Raw genomic sequence first — 14,588 nt, forward strand, 5'->3', positions numbered from 1 at the left:
TCGGCACGCCGGTGAAGCTGTCTTCCTGGCGGTTCCTCAGTGGTGGTACTGGTGGACCACCGCGTGACCCTTGCCGCGGCCGATCATCCACTTGTTGACCGGGGTCGTGATCACGAACGCCGCGGCCAGTGCGATGGCCAGGACGATCCAGAACTTGGCGTCCGCGAGGTGGGCGTCCATGGCGCCCGGCCACAGCGCGATCACCCCGTTGTCGATCAGCTCCATCACCGCGATCGACAGGGTGTCCGCGGCGAGCGCGACCCGGAACGCGGTCTTGAAGTCGACGCCTGCGCTGAGGATGCCGCGCAGGGTGAGGGCGTAGCCGAAGAAGAAGGCCAGGATGATCGCGAGGATCATCGTCTGCATGTTGCTCCAGCCGAGCGCGGTGCCGATGATCATGCCGAGCACCTCGCCGATGGCGCACCCGGTGAGGCAGTGCAGGGTCGCCTGGGCGGCCATGCGCCAGCTGACCTTGCCGCCTTCCGCCCCGTGGTGGGCGTGGTGGCCCTCGTGACCTTCGTGGCCGTGGTGCTCGTGGCCCTCGTGAGCGGTGTGGTCTCCGTGGCCCGCGTGGTTCGTGTGCTCGGTGTGCGTTTCGTGCTGCATGAGAAAGCCCCCAACGTCAGGTAGCGGTTCCTGCCGACAGCAAGAACCATATACCCCCTGGGGGTACCTATCAAGGGCTGGCCCGACGGCCTTCAGTGATCGCGGAGCTCCTTCAGCCGGGCCACGTCCGCCGCATGCCCGGCCTTGCCGCCGGGCGTCTCGATGATCAGCGGTACGCCGACGGTCGCGGGGTGCTCGAAGAGCTCGCGGAAGGGCGCCTCGCCGATGTGGCCGGAGCCGATGTTCTCGTGGCGGTCCTTGTGCGCGCCGACCACGTCCTTGGAGTCATTGGCGTGGATCAGCTTGAGGCGTCCCTCGCCGACCGTGTCCACCAGCAGGTCGAGGGTCTGCTTCATCCCGCCGGGCCCGGCCAGGTCGTGGCCCGCCGCGTAGATGTGGCAGGTGTCGAGGCAGATGCCGAGCTTCGGGTGGGAGTCGAGCGCCTCGAAGTACGGGCCGAAGTCCCAGGTGCGGGAGCAGAGCGAGAAGCCCTGCCCGGCGGTCGACTCGAGCAGCAGGAACGGATCGTCGTCGTGCGTCAGCTCATCCAGCAGGGGCAGCATGTGGTCGCGTACCTGCTGGAACGCGATACTACGGTCGCGGCCGCCGGTCGCCGAGCCGGTGTGCACGACTACCCCAAGTGCGCCGATCTCCCGGCCTCGGCGCAGCGAATGGCGCAGCGATTCCACGGACTTCTCGACGGTGGCCTCGGTGTGCGAACCGAAGTTGATCAGATACGGGGCGTGCACCCAGGCCGGGATCTGTTCGGCGGCGCAGGCCGCGCGGAACTCCTCGTCCTGCTGGGGACTGCCCACGGGTGTGGCCCAGCCGCGCGGGTTGGCGACGAAGACCTGGACGGTCTCGGCGCCCATTTCACGCGCGTACGACAGACCGACCTTGGACAGTCCGCCGGCCACGGGGACATGGCCGCCGACGGGGTTACGGGTTCTCTTGCTGCTCACGCCGCCAAGGGTGGCACGGCGCCGGACGTGCCCGCGCCGCGCCCCCTGACCTCGCTAAATGCCCTTGATCTTCAGGGTGATCGTGCTGCCTTCCGGGGCCTCCTCGCCGCCCTCGACGGACTGGCCGGTGACCTCGTCACCGAGGAACGGGAAGCTCTGGTCGATGTCGACCTTGAAGCCCGCGGCGGTCAACTCGGCCGTGGCGTCGTCCTTGGACTTGCCGACCACGTCCGGGACCTCGATCATCCGCGGGCCCTTGGAGACGGTCAGCGTGACCTTGTCGCCACGGGCCAACTGGGCGGCCTCACCGGGGTGCTGGCGCGCGATGGTGCCGGCCTCCTCCTCGGAGAAGACCCGCTCGGTCTCGACCTCGGCCTTCAGGCCCTCCTCCTGAAGGGCCGCCTTCGCGTCCTCCACGGATTCGCCGATCACGTCCGGCACCTCGATCGGGGCGCCCTTGCTGACGACCAGAGCGATCGCGGCGCCGCCCTTGAGCTTGGTGCCGACCGGCGGGTCCGTGCTGATCACGGAGCCCTGCGGGATCTCCTCGCTGAACGCGCGGGTCACCTTCCCGGGTGCGAGTCCCTTGCTCTTGAGCTGTTTCCTGGCCTTGTCCAGCGGGACGTTCTTCAGCTCCGGCACGGGCACGATCTCCGGGCCCTTGGAGAGCGTCAGTGTCACCTTGCCGTTGTCCCGGATGCGGGCGCCCTGGCCGGGGTCGCTGTCCATGACGGTGCCGGGCTTGTAGGTGTCGCTGAACGCCTCTTTCACCTCGCGCACGTCGAGGCCGGCCTTCTCCAACTGCTGCCTGGCCTGGGCCTCACTCTTGCTGAGCAGGTACGGGACCTGGGTGAACTGGCCGGAGTTGATGTACCAGACGCCGGTGCCGATCCCGAGCGCCAGGACGACCGCCGCGATGATCGCGAGCACGGACCGACGGGGGCCGCGTCGCGTGGGTGCGCCGTGCGCGGCGGTGGGGGCTCCGGGCGGCGCGGTGGGCGGCATCTCCAGGCGGCTGGTGCGGTTGAGCTGCTGCTCCTGGGCCTGGGCCTGGGCATGAGCCGACTGTGCGGGCTGCTCGCCGGGGAGCGGGCGCGGCACGGTGGTGGCGCCCACGCGCGGGATCACGCTCGTACGGTCCTCGGCATTGCTGTGGTCGTCGGCGACGGCGCCCGGCGGTATGGCGTCCAACTGCTCGTCGGTCAGGGCGGCGCGGGCCTGCCTGGCCTGGCCGAGCAGCGCCACCGCGTCGTGCGGGCGCAGCTCGGCATTGCGCGCGGTGGCGCTCGCGACGAGCTCGTCCAGCTCGTACGGGAGGCCGGGCACGGAGGCCGACGGCGGGGCGACGTCCTCATGAAGGTGCCGGTAGAGGACCTGCGCGGGGGAGTCGCCGGAGTGCGGCTTGGCGCCGGTCAGCATCTCGTAGAGGACGACACCGCACGCGTACACGTCCACGCGCGGGTCGGCGACGCCGTGCTCGATCTGCTCGGGCGCCAGGTAGGAGACCGTGCCGAGGATGGCGCCGGTGGTGTTGGTGACCGTGTCCACGGCGCGTACGAGACCGAAGTCGGCGACCTTGACCCGGCCGTCGTCCCCTATCAGGACGTTCTCCGGCTTCATGTCGCGGTGCACGAAGCCCGCGCGGTGGGCGGCGCCGAGCGCGGCGAGCACCGGCTCCAGGATGTCCAGGGCGGCCCGCGGCTGCAGGGCGCCGCGCTCGCGGAGCACGTCGCGCAGGGTGCAGCCGGCGATGTACTCCATCGCCAGATAGACGTACGCGCCGTCCGCGCCCTGGTCGTACACCCCGACCACATTGGGGTGCGCGAGGTGCGCCACCGACTTGGCCTCGCGGATGAAGCGCTCCACGAAGGAGACGTCAGCGGCGAGCGTCGGGTGCATCACCTTGAGGGCGAGCACCCGGTCGAGGCGGGTGTCCACGGCCCGGTAGACCGTGGCCATGCCGCCGACGGCTACGCGCGCGTCGACGCGGTAGCGGCCGTCCAGTATCTGGCCGACGAGCGGGTCCTGAAGGGTCGTGTCCACGCGCAGATTCTACGAGCGAGCGCTGACACCCCTTACCGGCCGGGGGAATCCGGGGCAGGACTGAAGCAGAGCTGTGACCTGCCCCACCCCCTGCACCCGGTCCCTACTCCTGTACCCGGTCCCTACTCCCGTATCCGGTCGCACGGCCGTGCTCAGAACGCGGGCCGCTCCGGATCGAGGCGGGCGAGCCCCTCCGTGGGCGACGAGGCCTCCGCGAAGTGCCGGCGCGGGATGCGTCCCGCGCGGTACGCGAGCCGGCCGGCCTCGACCCCGTGCCGCATGGCCTCGGCCATCAGGACCGGCTCCTGCGCCCGGGTCACCGCCGAGGCGAGCATCACCGCGGCGCAGCCCAGCTCCATCGCGAGGGCGACGTCCGAGGCCGTACCCGCGCCCGCGTCCAGAATGACGGGCACGCGCGCGTGCTCGACGATCAGCTGGAAGTTGTGCGGGTTGCGGATCCCCAGCCCGGAGCCGATGGGGGAGCCGAGCGGCATGATCGCCGCGCAGCCCACGTCCTCCAGCTTCCGGGCGAGGACGGGGTCGTCGTTCGTATAGGGAAGGACGGTGAAGCCGTCGTCGACCAGGGTCTCGGCGGCGTCCAGCGTCTCGACCGGGTCCGGCAGCAGGGTCCGCTCGTCGGCGATGACCTCCAGCTTGACCAGGTCGGTGCCGAGCGCCTCGCGCGCCAGACGGGCGGTGAGCACGGCCTCCCCGGCGGTGAAACAGCCCGCCGTGTTGGGCAGCAGCTGGATGCCGAGCTTGTCGAGGACGGACAGCACGGAGCCCTTCACGCCGGGGTCGACCCGGCGCATCGCGACCGTCGTCAGCTCGGTGCCGGACGCGGTCAGGGAACGCTCCAGGACGTCCAGGCTGGGCGCGCCGCCCGTGCCCATGATGAGCCGCGAGGAGTACGTCGTACCGCCGATGACCAGGGGATCGTCTGCCATGGGGATCAGCCTCCCTGGACCGCTGTGAGGATTTCGACGCGGTCGCCGTCGCGCAGCGTGGTGCGCGACCACGCCCCGCGCGGGACGACGGTTTCGTTGACGGCCGCGGCCACTCCGGCGGCCGCGGCGGTCAATGTGGTGACGAGGGCGTCGAGCGTGCAGCCCTCGGTGAGGGCGCGGGGTTCGCCGTTGACCGAGACGGTCGCGGCGGCTGTGGAGCCGGTGTGTACGGCTGTGGTGTCGGTGTTCATGCGGTCTGCTCCTGGAGGACCTCGAGAGCGCTGAAACGCCGCGGTGTGAACGGGCGTACGGCGTCGGGGAGTTCGCCCGTCGTCAGGGCGTGGGCCATCGCGTCCCCGGTGACCGGCGTGAGCAGCACGCCGTTGCGGTAGTGGCCGGTGGCCAGGTGGAGTCCGGGGAGCGCGGTCGGGCCGAGGAGGGGGGCATTGTCGGGGGAAGCGGGGCGCAGGCCCGCGCGGGTCTCGGTGAGCGGGAGTTCGGTGAGGCCCGGAAGCAGCTCGTGGGCGTCGCGAAGGAGCTCGTAGACGCCGCCCGCGGTCACCGTGGTATCCCAGCCGAGCTCCTCGCTGGTGGCGCCGACGACCAGCTCGCCGTTCTCGCGCGGCACCAGATAGACATCGCTGCCGCGGACCACGGCCCGCACGGTCCGGCTCAGGAAGGGCGCGTACGACGGCGGCACGGTCAGGCGGAGCACCTGGCCCTTGACCGGGCGCACGGGCGGGACGACTTCGGCCGGCACCCCGGCGAGCTTGCCGCTGAGGCTGCCGCCCGCGAGGACGACCTGGTCCGCGCTCAGCTCGGTGCCGTCCGCGAGAACGGCGCCGCGGGCCCGGTCGCCCACGACCGTCAGCCGGTCCGCCCACTGCCGGTGGAAGGTGACACCGGCCCGCTCGCACGCGATGACCAGGGCCTTCGCGAGCCGCCTCGGGTCGACCTGATGGTCGCCGTCGACCCGCAGACCACCGCGTACACCCGGAGCGAGCATCGGCTCCAGGCGTCGGCACTCGCGCCCCGACAGCCACTCCGACTCGAGGCCCGACTGCCGCTGCAGGGCGTGTAGTTCGCGCAGGTGGGCGCGGTCGTCGGCGTCCAGGGCGACGGCCAATGTGCCGCACGCGCGGTAGCCGATCTCCTGGCCGCTGGCCTCTTCGAGCTCGGCCGCGAAGGCCGGATAGCGCTCGGCGGAGGCGATGTTGAGGGCGAGCAGCGTCTGCTCGCCGTAGTGGAGTTCGGTGACGGCGGCGAGCATGCCCGCCGCGACCTGTGCGGCACCGCCGCCGGGCTCCGGGTCGACGATCGCGGTGCGCAGCCCGTGCTGCGCCGCCCGCCAGGCCGTGACCAGGCCGATGATGCCGCCCCCGAGCACGAGGGCGTCCGTCGTGGTGCGTTCTGTCGTGGTGCGTGGATGCATGGGTGTCCAGCCCCTCCCTTCGCCGGCATGACCCGGATCAGGTTCGTACGGTCGGAGGCGACCGAGCCTCCCTCTCAGCCCGGTGCTTCCGGGCTCCCGCGTGTGGTCTACGTTGGCCACCCTAGCCCGTCGCCCTTGCCCCCTTGAAGGGAGCCAGCCCCTATGGCCCGCTCGCTGGACGGACTCGTCCTGGCCCCGGTCGCCGACCAAGCGCCTGGTCAGGTGGGTACGCGGACACGGTTCACGTACCACGAGCTGGACGGCGCGATCTGGGCCGAGTACGCGGGTGGTGACGTCGTACGCGGCCATCTCGTCGGCACGCGCGCGGGGGACCGGATCGACTTCCGGTACGTCCAGTTGAAGCGCGACGGCGAGACCGCGTCCGGGCACTGCGTCTCCGAGGTGGTGGAGCTTCCCGACGGGCGGATCCGGCTCGACGAGACCTGGGAGTGGGAGTCGCGGCAGGGCAGCGGCACGAGTGTCGTGGAGGAGCTGCCGAGCTGATGACGGTCGCCGGGGGCGATCGCCGGGTGGTGTGCAGGAGGTCACGCCCCGACCTCGGGCAACTCCCCTACCTGACGGACCGTCAGTTGTTTATGGTGATCGGGTGAGCGAGCAGACGCAGCAAGGCGAGCGGCAGGACGCGCGGCACGTGGTCATCGTCGGCGCGGGCATGGCCGGCGTACAGACCGCGGTGGCCCTGCGCGAACGGGGCTTCACCGGCGCGGTCACGCTGATCGGCGCCGAACCGCACCAGCCCTACGACCGGCCCCCGCTGTCCAAGGCGGTGCTGCTCGGCAAGGCCGAGGGGTCCGCCTTCGACGTCGACTTCGAGCAGCTCGGCGTGGAGCTGCGGCTGGGGCGCGAGGTGACGGGCGTACGCCCCGCCGCGCATCAGCTGGACACCCCTGAGGGCCCGGTCGACTACGACGTCCTTGTCGCCGCCACCGGGGCCGAGCCCCTGCGGCTGCCGGGCACGGAGGGTGTGCCGGGGGTGCACCTGCTGCGCACCCTCGACGACGCGGAGCGGCTGAAGCCCGTGCTCGCCGAGCAGCACGACATCGTGGTCGTCGGGGCGGGCTGGATCGGCGCCGAATTCGCCACCGCGGCGCGCGAGGCGGGGTGTGCCGTCACGGTCGTCGAGGCCGCGGACCGGCCGCTCGCCGGGGCGCTGCCCGCGGAGGTCGCAGCTCCGATGGCGGCCTGGTACGCGGGGGCGGGAGCCGAACTGCGCACTCTCGCGCGCGTGCAGGGCATCGAGCCCGGCGCCGTGATCCTCGACGACGGCACCCGGCTGCCCGCCGGCGCGGTGGTCGTCGGCATCGGCGCCCGCCCCGCCACCGGCTGGCTCGACGGCTCGGGCATCGAGCTGGGCCCCGACGGAGCGATCGTCGCCGACGCCTCCCTGGCCACCTCGGCCCCCGACGTCTACGCGGTCGGCGACTGCGCCTCGTTCCCCTCGGCCCGTTACGGCGAGCGGCTGCTCGTCCACCACTGGGACAACGCCCTGCAGGGGCCGCGCACGGTCGCGGCGAACATCGTCGGCGCCACGGGGCCCGAGCCGGAGACGTACGACCCGGTCCCGTACTTCTGGTCGGAGCAGTTCGGCCGCTTCGTCCAGTACGCAGGGCATCACGGGGCCGCCGACACCCAGGTGTGGCGCGGCGACCCCGCGACCCCCGCCTGGTCGGTGTGCTGGCTGCGCGAGGGCGCCCTGGTCGGCGTCCTTGCGGTGGGGCGACCGCGGGACCTGGCGCAGGGGCGTCGGCTGATCGAGTCGGGGGCGAAGCTGTCGGCGGAGCGGTTGGCCGATCCTTCGGTGCCGCTCAAGAGCGCGTTGGAAAGCTAGGCGGCACGGCCTTCGGGCCTTCGGGGAGCCGGGTCGGGTGGCTGTCGTACGGCCTGTGGACGGCTGCCAGGTACCGACTGTCAGTCCGGGATGGCAGTCTTGTCCATGTGACCGAGATTGACGCAAAGACCGATGCTCTCGTCCCCGCGTGGCTGAACCTCCCCGAGATCGCCGAAATGTTCGGCGTCGAGGTGACGCGTGTGCGACAGCATGTCAAGGAAGGCCGGCTGATCGCCGTGCGCCGTGGTGAGAACCGGGCGCTGCACGTGCCGTCCGCCTTCATCGACGGCGACGCCGAAGAGGGATACAAGATCGTCAAGGGCCTGCCCGGGCTCCTGACCCTCCTGCGGGACGACGGCTTCTCCGACGAAGAGATGCTGGAGTGGCTCTTCACTCCCGACCCGACCCTGCCCGGCACCCCCGCGCAGGCCCTGAGCGAGAATCGCGGCACGGAGGTGAAGCGCCGCGCCCAGGCGCTCGCCGTCTGACCTGACGACACCCGTCCGACGGCAGCCGCCCGACGACAACCGACGGTGTACGGGGCCCGGCGCAGGCCGTGGCCCCGCACACCACCGCACCACGGGGGAATGCTCCATGTCTCGCGCCCAGCTCGCCGACGCCCGGCTGTACCTGTGCACCGATGCGCGCAAGCGCCAGGGCGACCTGCCGGAGTTCCTCGACGCGGTGCTCGCTCCCGCGCACGGTGTCGACATCGTCCAGCTGCGCGACAAGGGCATGGAGGCCGGCGAGGAGCTCGAGCACCTCGCCGTCTTCGCCGACGCCTGCAAGCGGCACGGCAAGCTGCTCTCGGTGAACGACCGCGCGGACGTCGCGCACGCCATCGGCGCCGAGGTCCTCCACCTCGGCCAGGGCGACCTCCCGGTCCCCGCCGCCCGCGCCGTCCTCGGCGAGGACGTGCTGATCGGCCGCTCCACGCATGCGGAGTCGGAGGCCGCCGCGGCCGCCGTCCAGGAGGGCGTGGACTACTTCTGCACGGGCCCCTGCTGGCCCACCCCCACCAAGCCGGGCCGGTACGCGCCCGGGCTCGACCTGGTGCGCTACACCGCCTCGCTCGGCACCGACCGCCCCTGGTTCGCGATCGGCGGGATCGACGCCAAGAACCTGGACGAGGTGCTCGATGCGGGCGCCCGCCGCGTGGTCGTCGTCCGGGCCATCACGGAGGCCGACGACCCGGCGGCCGCGGCGGTTGATCTGGCCAGGCGGGTGCGCGGGGCCTGAGTGGCGGGCGTACTCGCTCGTTGACTTCCATGGTCGGCACTTTTGTCCGAAGGGTGGACAAGAAACGGGCATAACCGGCATAAGGGCAAGGCCTGGTTGGGGTGCGGGGGAGCCCTGGCTAACCTGCCGGTATGGCCACTGGGACTGCGTCCACCAGGACTGACCGCGCACGCACCGTGCGCGACATGCTCGCGACCGGCAAGACCTCGTACTCGTTCGAGTTCTACGCGCCGAAGACCCCGAAGGGCGAGCAGAACCTGTGGAACGCCCTGCGCAGAGTTGAAGCGGTCACGCCGAGCTTCGTCTCCGTGACGTACGGCGCGGGCGGCTCCACCCGTGCGGGCACGGTGAAGGCGACCCAGCAGATCGTCGCCGACTTCACCCTGACCCCGGTCGCCCACCTCACCGCGGTCAACCACTCCATCGCCGAACTGCGCAACATCATCGGGCAGTACGCGGACGCCGGGATCAGGAACATGCTCGCGGTCCGCGGCGACCCGCCCGGCGACCCCATGGGCGAGTGGGTCCCGCACCCGCAGGGTGTGACGTACGCGGCCGAACTGGTGCAACTCATCAAGGAGTCGGGCGACTTCTGCGTGGGCGTCGCGGCGTTCCCGGAGAAGCACCCGCGCTCCACCGACTGGGACACGGACATCCAGCACTTCGTGGACAAGTGCCGCGCAGGCGCGGACTACGCGATCACGCAGATGTTCTTCGACGCCGACGACTATCTGCGTCTTCGTGACCGGGTCGAGGCGGCGGGCTGCGAGACCCCGATCATCCCCGAGGTCATGCCCGTGACCAGCGTCAAGCAGCTCACGCGCTTCGCCGAGCTCAGCAACGCCTCGTTCCCTGCGGAGCTGAAAGAGCGGATCCTCACATCCAAAGACGATCCCGCCGCTGTACGCTCCATTGGCATCGAGTTCGCGACGGAGTTCTGCGCGAGGCTGCTGGCCGAGGGAGTGCCCGGACTGCACTTCATCACGCTGAACAACTCCACGGCGACGCTGGAAATCTACGAAAATCTAGGCCTGCATCACCCACCGCAGGCCTGATCGGCATAGCTGCGTTCGCTTGAGCGCGGCGGCCGTACGAGAGGGGCGGACATGGGCTGGTGGCTCCTGTATGCCGCGTTCGGCATCGTCGCGCTGTGGCTGCTCGGCGAGGTACTGCTGCAGTACAAGGCGCGGTTGCGCTGGCGGATGCTGGCCTTCGTCGGGTTCGTCGGCGTGGTGATCGGCGTGCTGATGCCCAGCGTTGTGGTCATCGGCTTCGGCGCGATCCTCTTCGCCGTCGGGCAGACGTACGTCACGCTGTCGTTCCGCCGCGGCTTCTCCACCGGCTGGGCGCTCGGCGGCAACCCGGGGGAGAGCCGGCGCCGCAAGGGCGTTGAGCCGGTCGAGCAGGACCCGACGCTGCAGGTCTCGGATCTGGAGTACGACGCCGAGTACGGCCGGGAGTACGACGCCGGGCACGACTCCGGCTACCCCGCCGACTTCGCCGGTCCGGAACCCGTCGGCTCCCCGGTCTACGCGCCGGAGCCGATGCCGGACGACACCGGCCAGTACGGCGTGTACGGCGCGGGCGCGGTCCCGCCCCAGCCCGCCGCCGCACCCTCCGGCGAGTACGGCTACGACGCTTACGCGAACCCGGGCTACGACCAGCAGTCGTACGGGTACGAGCCCGCCCCGCAGCAGTACGCGGCATACTCCGACCCGTACATCGGGCAGCAGGGCGCGCAGCCGTACGACACCGGCCAGTACGCGACGTACGGCGGGCAGCAGCCGGGCTACGACCAGGGCTACCAGGATCCGTACGCGGCCCAGTACCCCCCGGGAGAGACCCCGGCCGGCGGCGTCTGGGTCCCGCAGCAGCGCTCCGGCGACGACCTGCTCGGCGGCGAACTCCCGCCCGAGCAGCAGCAGTACCCGTACCAGAACGGCGGGTACGACGCGGGGTACAGCGGGGAGCAGCAGCAGTACCGGTACTGAGGCTCGGGGCCGGTTCGGGGGGCCTTGGGGCTGGGTCTGGGCGTGGGGCCGGGGGTCGCGGCGGCGGGTCGGCGGCGAGGGCGGCCGGCGAGCGAGTGCAGTGCAAGTGGGGGGAAAGGGGCGGAATCGCGCCGGTTTTGTCCTGGTTCCAGTGCCCCGTTTCCCCCACTTGCGAGCCGCCGCTCCCCGGTGCCGCCTCCCCGCTCCCCGGCCTCCGGCTGCCCCGCCTCCCGCTCCCCGGCCTCCGGCCCCGCCCCCCGGCCCCGCCTCCCGGCCCCCGCCCCAGCTCACTGCGAGCCCCGGAACCCCGGCCCCTCCACGATCAGCCCCGCCACCAGCGCGCCGGACATCCCCGCGTGCGGCAGCCCGCCGCCGGGGTGGGACCAGCCGCCCACCGAGTAGAGGCCCGGCAGTCCGGTGCCGTTCGACGGGTACAAGAGCTGCCCGCCCGCTCCGGCCAGGGCAGGTGCGGGCACGGCGCCGCCCGTCGCGCCGGTCGCCGCCTCGATGTGCGCCGGGGTGCGGACCTCGCGCCACAAGAGGCGCTCGCGCAGTCCCGGGATCGCGGACGCGGCGGCCGACAGCATCTCGTCCGCCGGCTCCCGCACCCGGTCGTCTCCCAGGGGCGGAAAAGAGGAATCCCCGGCCGGTACGACCGTCGTGAGCACCATCGAGTCGTGCGCGTCGTCCGGCCGCAGCGCCGGGTCGCCGGGCCGCAGCACGCCGACCGTGCGTCCGCCGGGCAGATGCACCACCGTGTGGTGCGGCGCCCCCTCCTCGGGTCCGCCGCGCAGCGCGAGCAGTACCGTGCACCGGCTGGGCAGGACCGGTGCCTCGGGTCCGACTCGGACGTCTCCCTGCACCAGGTCGCCGGTGAGGCTCCGCAGCCGGGCCGGGTCGACGCCTGCCACGACGTGGTCGGCCTCCTCCTGCGTCCCGTCCGACAGGACGATCCCGGCAGCCCGGCCGTCCTTCTCGGCGATGCCCGTCACCTCGGCGCCGAAGCGAAACTCCACCTTCCGGGCCAGGCACCGCTCGTACACCGCCTGCGCCAACTGCCGCATGCCGCCCCGGACATACCAGGTGCCGAAGGCCTGCTCCATGTACGGCAGTACGGCCGCGCTCGCGGGTGCGGTGTGCGGATCCAGGCCGTACGCGCGCACGGAGCTCTCGACGATCGCGATCAGCCGGGGATCGACCAGCTCGCGCCGCGCCGCCTCGGCGAACGTCGGGGGCCTGCGCCGGAGCAGCCCGCTGCGGCGCACGGCGGGGTAGGGGTCGCGGTCGGCGAGAACCTCCCAGTTCGGCCACAAGGGTTCCTCGAGCAGCGGCCGACGGGTGCGGTCCCAGGCCTCCCGGGCACGGTTCAGGAACGCGCTCCAGCGCTCGCCCGCGCCCTGGCCGAGCGCCTCCTCGAAGGCGTCGACGCAGCCCGCGCGGGAGGCGTTGGGCAACGTGACCGTGGTGCCGTCCGCGAGGACGTGGCGTACCGCCGGATCGACCTGAACCAGCTCCACGCACTCTTCGAGGGGCTGCTTGCCGGTCTTGATGAACAGGTCGCGGTAGACCGCGGGCAGTGGCAGCAGTCCCGGACCCGTGTCGAACGCGAACCCGTCCCGCTCGAAGCGACCCAGAGCCCCGCCATATGTCTCAGCGCGCTCGAACACCGTCACCCGGTGGCCTGCCACGGCCAGCCGGGCACCGGCCGCCATCGCGCCCATCCCGGCGCCGATCACCGCAATCCGTGCCATGTCAGGGACCTTATCCGCCCCCACTGACAGGCCCGCCCGCGGCCTCGGCGGGCACCCGGTCAGGTGCTCCCGGTCCGGTGCGTCGACCACTCAGTCCGGTGGTCGCCTGGCCATTGCGGCGAGCCGCTTCTCCTCGCGGCGTTGGGCTCTGCGGCGGCGGAAGCGCCGGATGCGATGGGCGAGGAACACGATCAGCGCCAGGCCGAGGAGCAGCAGTACGCCCGCGATGATCGCGGCCGCCTCCGGATAGAACATCGCGAAGGAGACGAGGCCGCCGACCCCGAGATCCTCGGCCGTGCTCATGATGAAGTTGCTGAACGGCTCGGGCGACGTGTTGATCGCCATCCGAGTCCCGGCCTTCACGAAATGGCTCGCCAGCGCGGTGGAACCGCCCACGGCGCCCGCCGTCAGGTCGGACATCGAGTCGCCGCTCTGCCCCGCGAGCAGCGCACCGACCGCCGCACCGGAGACCGGCCGGATGAACGTGTGCACGGCATCCCACACCGAGTCCACGTACGGGATCTTGTCGGCCACCGCCTCGCAGAGGAAGAGCGCACCGGCCGCCACGAGGACGTCCGTGCGTTCCATCGACGCGGGCACCTCATCGGTCAGCCCGGTCCTGCCGAAGATGCCGAGGAGCAGGATCACCGCGTAGGCGTTGACCCCGCTGGCCCAGCCGCTGGTGAACACCAGGGGGAGTACGGACACGGACGCGATCGTAACCAGACGGGCCCGGTTCGGCCTGGGCATGAGTGCGTACGACTGAGTATCCGTACCTAGAGGGTGAGATGAGTAGGCGAGCGGATGGGCCGCAACCCGCGTAGACGGAAGAGTGGGCACCACGGAAGGGGCGCGGCACCGGCACCGACGACACGGGGCGGCGGAACGGTGCGGCTCCCCCGACGGAACGGGGAGCTCCCGACGACCAGGGAGCCCACGGGGGAATGAGCACCGGGTCCGGTGCGGTTCGAGGGGATCGAACCGTGCCGGACCCGGTGCGTTTTTGCGTACGGGGGGATGGGCATCCCCTGGTGCCCGATGGCGGCTACGCGCGCGTGCCGTGCATCGGCCGCTACGCGCGCGTGCCGCTCACCCGTCCCTGGAGCAGTCGGGACAGCGCCGAGTGGACGTCGTCGATCGACCGCTCCGGCTGGAAGGCCTGCCAGTCCAGGGCGGCCACCAGGACCATCCCGACCAGTGCGGCCGCGGTCAGCGGGATGTCGATCTCCTCGCTGAGCTCGCCCGCCTCGACGCCCTCGCGCAGTACCCCTTCGACCACGGCGACGGCCTCCTGGCGTACCACCAGGAGAGTGGACTGCCAGGCGCGATTGGTGCGCCACAGCTCGGCGACGTACAGCTGCGTGAAGGCCGGATAGCGGTCGATGAAGACCAGTCCGGCGCGGATCATCGCGTCCAGGGCGTCGACCTTGGAGCCGCCGCGTTCCTCGGTCCCTTCGGCCGCCTCCCGCAAGGAGGCGGTCAGCAGCCCCACGCCGTGCCGCAGCAGCTCCTCGAAGAGGACCGTCTTGCTCGCGAAGTTGTAGTAGACGGTGCCCTTGGCGACCCCGGCGCGTTCGGCGATCTCGTCCACGGTCGTGGCCGAGAAGCCCTGTTCGGCGATCAGGGTCACGGCCGCCTCGTAGAGCTTCTGCCGGGTGGCCTGGCGGCGGGTGCTGCTGCTGTCCATGGCCTTGATTCTCACAGGTCCGGCTTTGGCCACGGCACCCGATCCGGAACCGGCCGCCGCACGGGAACCGGAACCGGTCGC

15 protein-coding genes and 1 riboswitch are annotated in these 14,588 nt (G+C 71.7%); of the genes, 6 read left to right on the forward strand and 9 right to left on the reverse strand.

Translation table 11 applies throughout. The features are described 5' to 3' along the window. Positions 1–36 precede the first annotated feature (36 nt). The 6 genes from OG430_RS35310 to thiO form a co-directional block, all read right to left on the reverse strand. Positions 37–606 (reverse strand): DUF4396 domain-containing protein, encoded by a 570-nt coding sequence (locus OG430_RS35310; protein WP_327356711.1) that lies wholly within the window; start codon positions 604–606, stop codon positions 37–39. 92 nt (positions 607–698) lie between these two features. Then, a complete protein-coding gene (locus OG430_RS35315) occupies positions 699–1,568 on the reverse strand; it encodes a deoxyribonuclease IV (RefSeq protein ID WP_327356712.1) in 870 nt (289 codons plus the stop codon). Positions 1,569–1,622: 54 nt separating this feature from the next. After that, positions 1,623–3,611, reverse strand: a complete 1,989-nt coding sequence (gene pknB / locus OG430_RS35320) for a Stk1 family PASTA domain-containing Ser/Thr kinase (RefSeq protein WP_327356713.1) — start codon at positions 3,609–3,611, stop codon at positions 1,623–1,625. A gap of 152 nt (positions 3,612–3,763) precedes the next feature. Next, complete coding sequence (locus OG430_RS35325; RefSeq protein WP_327356714.1) at positions 3,764–4,558, reverse strand: thiazole synthase; 795 nt, start codon at positions 4,556–4,558, stop codon at positions 3,764–3,766. 5 nt (positions 4,559–4,563) lie between these two features. Then, positions 4,564–4,809: a sulfur carrier protein ThiS gene (gene thiS, locus OG430_RS35330; protein ID WP_327356715.1), complete on the reverse strand. Its 246-nt coding sequence runs from the start codon at positions 4,807–4,809 to the stop codon at positions 4,564–4,566. Beyond that, positions 4,806–5,990, reverse strand: a complete 1,185-nt coding sequence (gene thiO / locus OG430_RS35335) for a glycine oxidase ThiO (RefSeq protein ID WP_327356716.1) — start codon at positions 5,988–5,990, stop codon at positions 4,806–4,808. Before thiO ends, thiS begins: the two co-directional genes overlap by 4 nt. Next, a riboswitch (TPP riboswitch) is annotated at positions 5,988–6,100 on the reverse strand. Its footprint overlaps the gene before it by 3 nt. A 52-nt stretch (positions 6,101–6,152) precedes the next feature. Between thiO and OG430_RS35340 the strand changes: the two genes are divergently transcribed. The 6 genes from OG430_RS35340 to OG430_RS35365 all read left to right on the forward strand — a co-directional run bounded on the left by OG430_RS35340 (position 6,153) and on the right by OG430_RS35365 (position 11,069). Then, positions 6,153–6,494 (forward strand): hypothetical protein, encoded by a 342-nt coding sequence (locus tag OG430_RS35340; protein WP_327356717.1) that lies wholly within the window; start codon positions 6,153–6,155, stop codon positions 6,492–6,494. A 103-nt stretch (positions 6,495–6,597) separates the two neighbouring features. Beyond that, on the forward strand, positions 6,598–7,839 hold the full coding sequence (locus OG430_RS35345) for an NAD(P)/FAD-dependent oxidoreductase (RefSeq protein ID WP_327356718.1): 1,242 nt from the start codon (positions 6,598–6,600) through the stop codon (positions 7,837–7,839). Positions 7,840–7,946: 107 nt separating this feature from the next. Next, a complete protein-coding gene (locus tag OG430_RS35350; RefSeq protein WP_327356719.1) occupies positions 7,947–8,327 on the forward strand; it encodes an Rv2175c family DNA-binding protein in 381 nt (126 codons plus the stop codon). 106 nt (positions 8,328–8,433) lie between these two features. Continuing rightward, on the forward strand, positions 8,434–9,078 hold the full coding sequence (thiE, locus tag OG430_RS35355; protein WP_327356720.1) for a thiamine phosphate synthase: 645 nt from the start codon (positions 8,434–8,436) through the stop codon (positions 9,076–9,078). A 131-nt stretch (positions 9,079–9,209) separates the two neighbouring features. Beyond that, positions 9,210–10,133, forward strand: coding sequence for a methylenetetrahydrofolate reductase [NAD(P)H] (gene metF, locus OG430_RS35360; protein ID WP_327356721.1), 924 nt, complete (start codon positions 9,210–9,212; stop codon positions 10,131–10,133). Between the two features lie 51 nt (positions 10,134–10,184). Next, a complete protein-coding gene (locus OG430_RS35365; RefSeq protein ID WP_327356722.1) occupies positions 10,185–11,069 on the forward strand; it encodes a hypothetical protein in 885 nt (294 codons plus the stop codon). A gap of 287 nt (positions 11,070–11,356) precedes the next feature. On the opposite strand, the gene OG430_RS35370 is transcribed toward OG430_RS35365, so the two are convergent. The 3 genes from OG430_RS35370 to OG430_RS35380 all read right to left on the reverse strand — a co-directional run bounded on the left by OG430_RS35370 (position 11,357) and on the right by OG430_RS35380 (position 14,507). Then, a complete protein-coding gene (locus OG430_RS35370; RefSeq protein ID WP_327356723.1) occupies positions 11,357–12,820 on the reverse strand; it encodes a phytoene desaturase family protein in 1,464 nt (487 codons plus the stop codon). 90 nt (positions 12,821–12,910) lie between these two features. Beyond that, positions 12,911–13,528, reverse strand: coding sequence for a DUF4126 domain-containing protein (locus tag OG430_RS35375; protein WP_327356724.1), 618 nt, complete (start codon positions 13,526–13,528; stop codon positions 12,911–12,913). 364 nt (positions 13,529–13,892) lie between these two features. After that, positions 13,893–14,507, reverse strand: a complete 615-nt coding sequence (locus OG430_RS35380; RefSeq protein ID WP_327356725.1) for a TetR/AcrR family transcriptional regulator — start codon at positions 14,505–14,507, stop codon at positions 13,893–13,895. Positions 14,508–14,588 lie beyond the last annotated feature (81 nt).

The organism is Streptomyces sp. NBC_01304, assembly GCF_035975855.1.
GTDB lineage: Bacteria > Actinomycetota > Actinomycetes > Streptomycetales > Streptomycetaceae > Streptomyces.

Coding starts and splice junctions, on each gene's coding strand:
- OG430_RS35380 (WP_327356725.1), bottom strand. CDS start 14,507: ATGGACAGCAGCAGCACCCGCCGCCAGGCCACCCGGCAGAAGCTCTAC.
- thiE (WP_327356720.1), top strand. CDS start 8,434: ATGTCTCGCGCCCAGCTCGCCGACGCCCGGCTGTACCTGTGCACCGAT.
- OG430_RS35370 (WP_327356723.1), bottom strand. CDS start 12,820: ATGGCACGGATTGCGGTGATCGGCGCCGGGATGGGCGCGATGGCGGCC.
- OG430_RS35310 (WP_327356711.1), bottom strand. CDS start 606: ATGCAGCACGAAACGCACACCGAGCACACGAACCACGCGGGCCACGGA.
- metF (WP_327356721.1), top strand. CDS start 9,210: ATGGCCACTGGGACTGCGTCCACCAGGACTGACCGCGCACGCACCGTG.
- OG430_RS35365 (WP_327356722.1), top strand. CDS start 10,185: ATGGGCTGGTGGCTCCTGTATGCCGCGTTCGGCATCGTCGCGCTGTGG.
- OG430_RS35325 (WP_327356714.1), bottom strand. CDS start 4,558: ATGGCAGACGATCCCCTGGTCATCGGCGGTACGACGTACTCCTCGCGG.
- thiO (WP_327356716.1), bottom strand. CDS start 5,990: ATGCATCCACGCACCACGACAGAACGCACCACGACGGACGCCCTCGTG.
- OG430_RS35340 (WP_327356717.1), top strand. CDS start 6,153: ATGGCCCGCTCGCTGGACGGACTCGTCCTGGCCCCGGTCGCCGACCAA.
- thiS (WP_327356715.1), bottom strand. CDS start 4,809: ATGAACACCGACACCACAGCCGTACACACCGGCTCCACAGCCGCCGCG.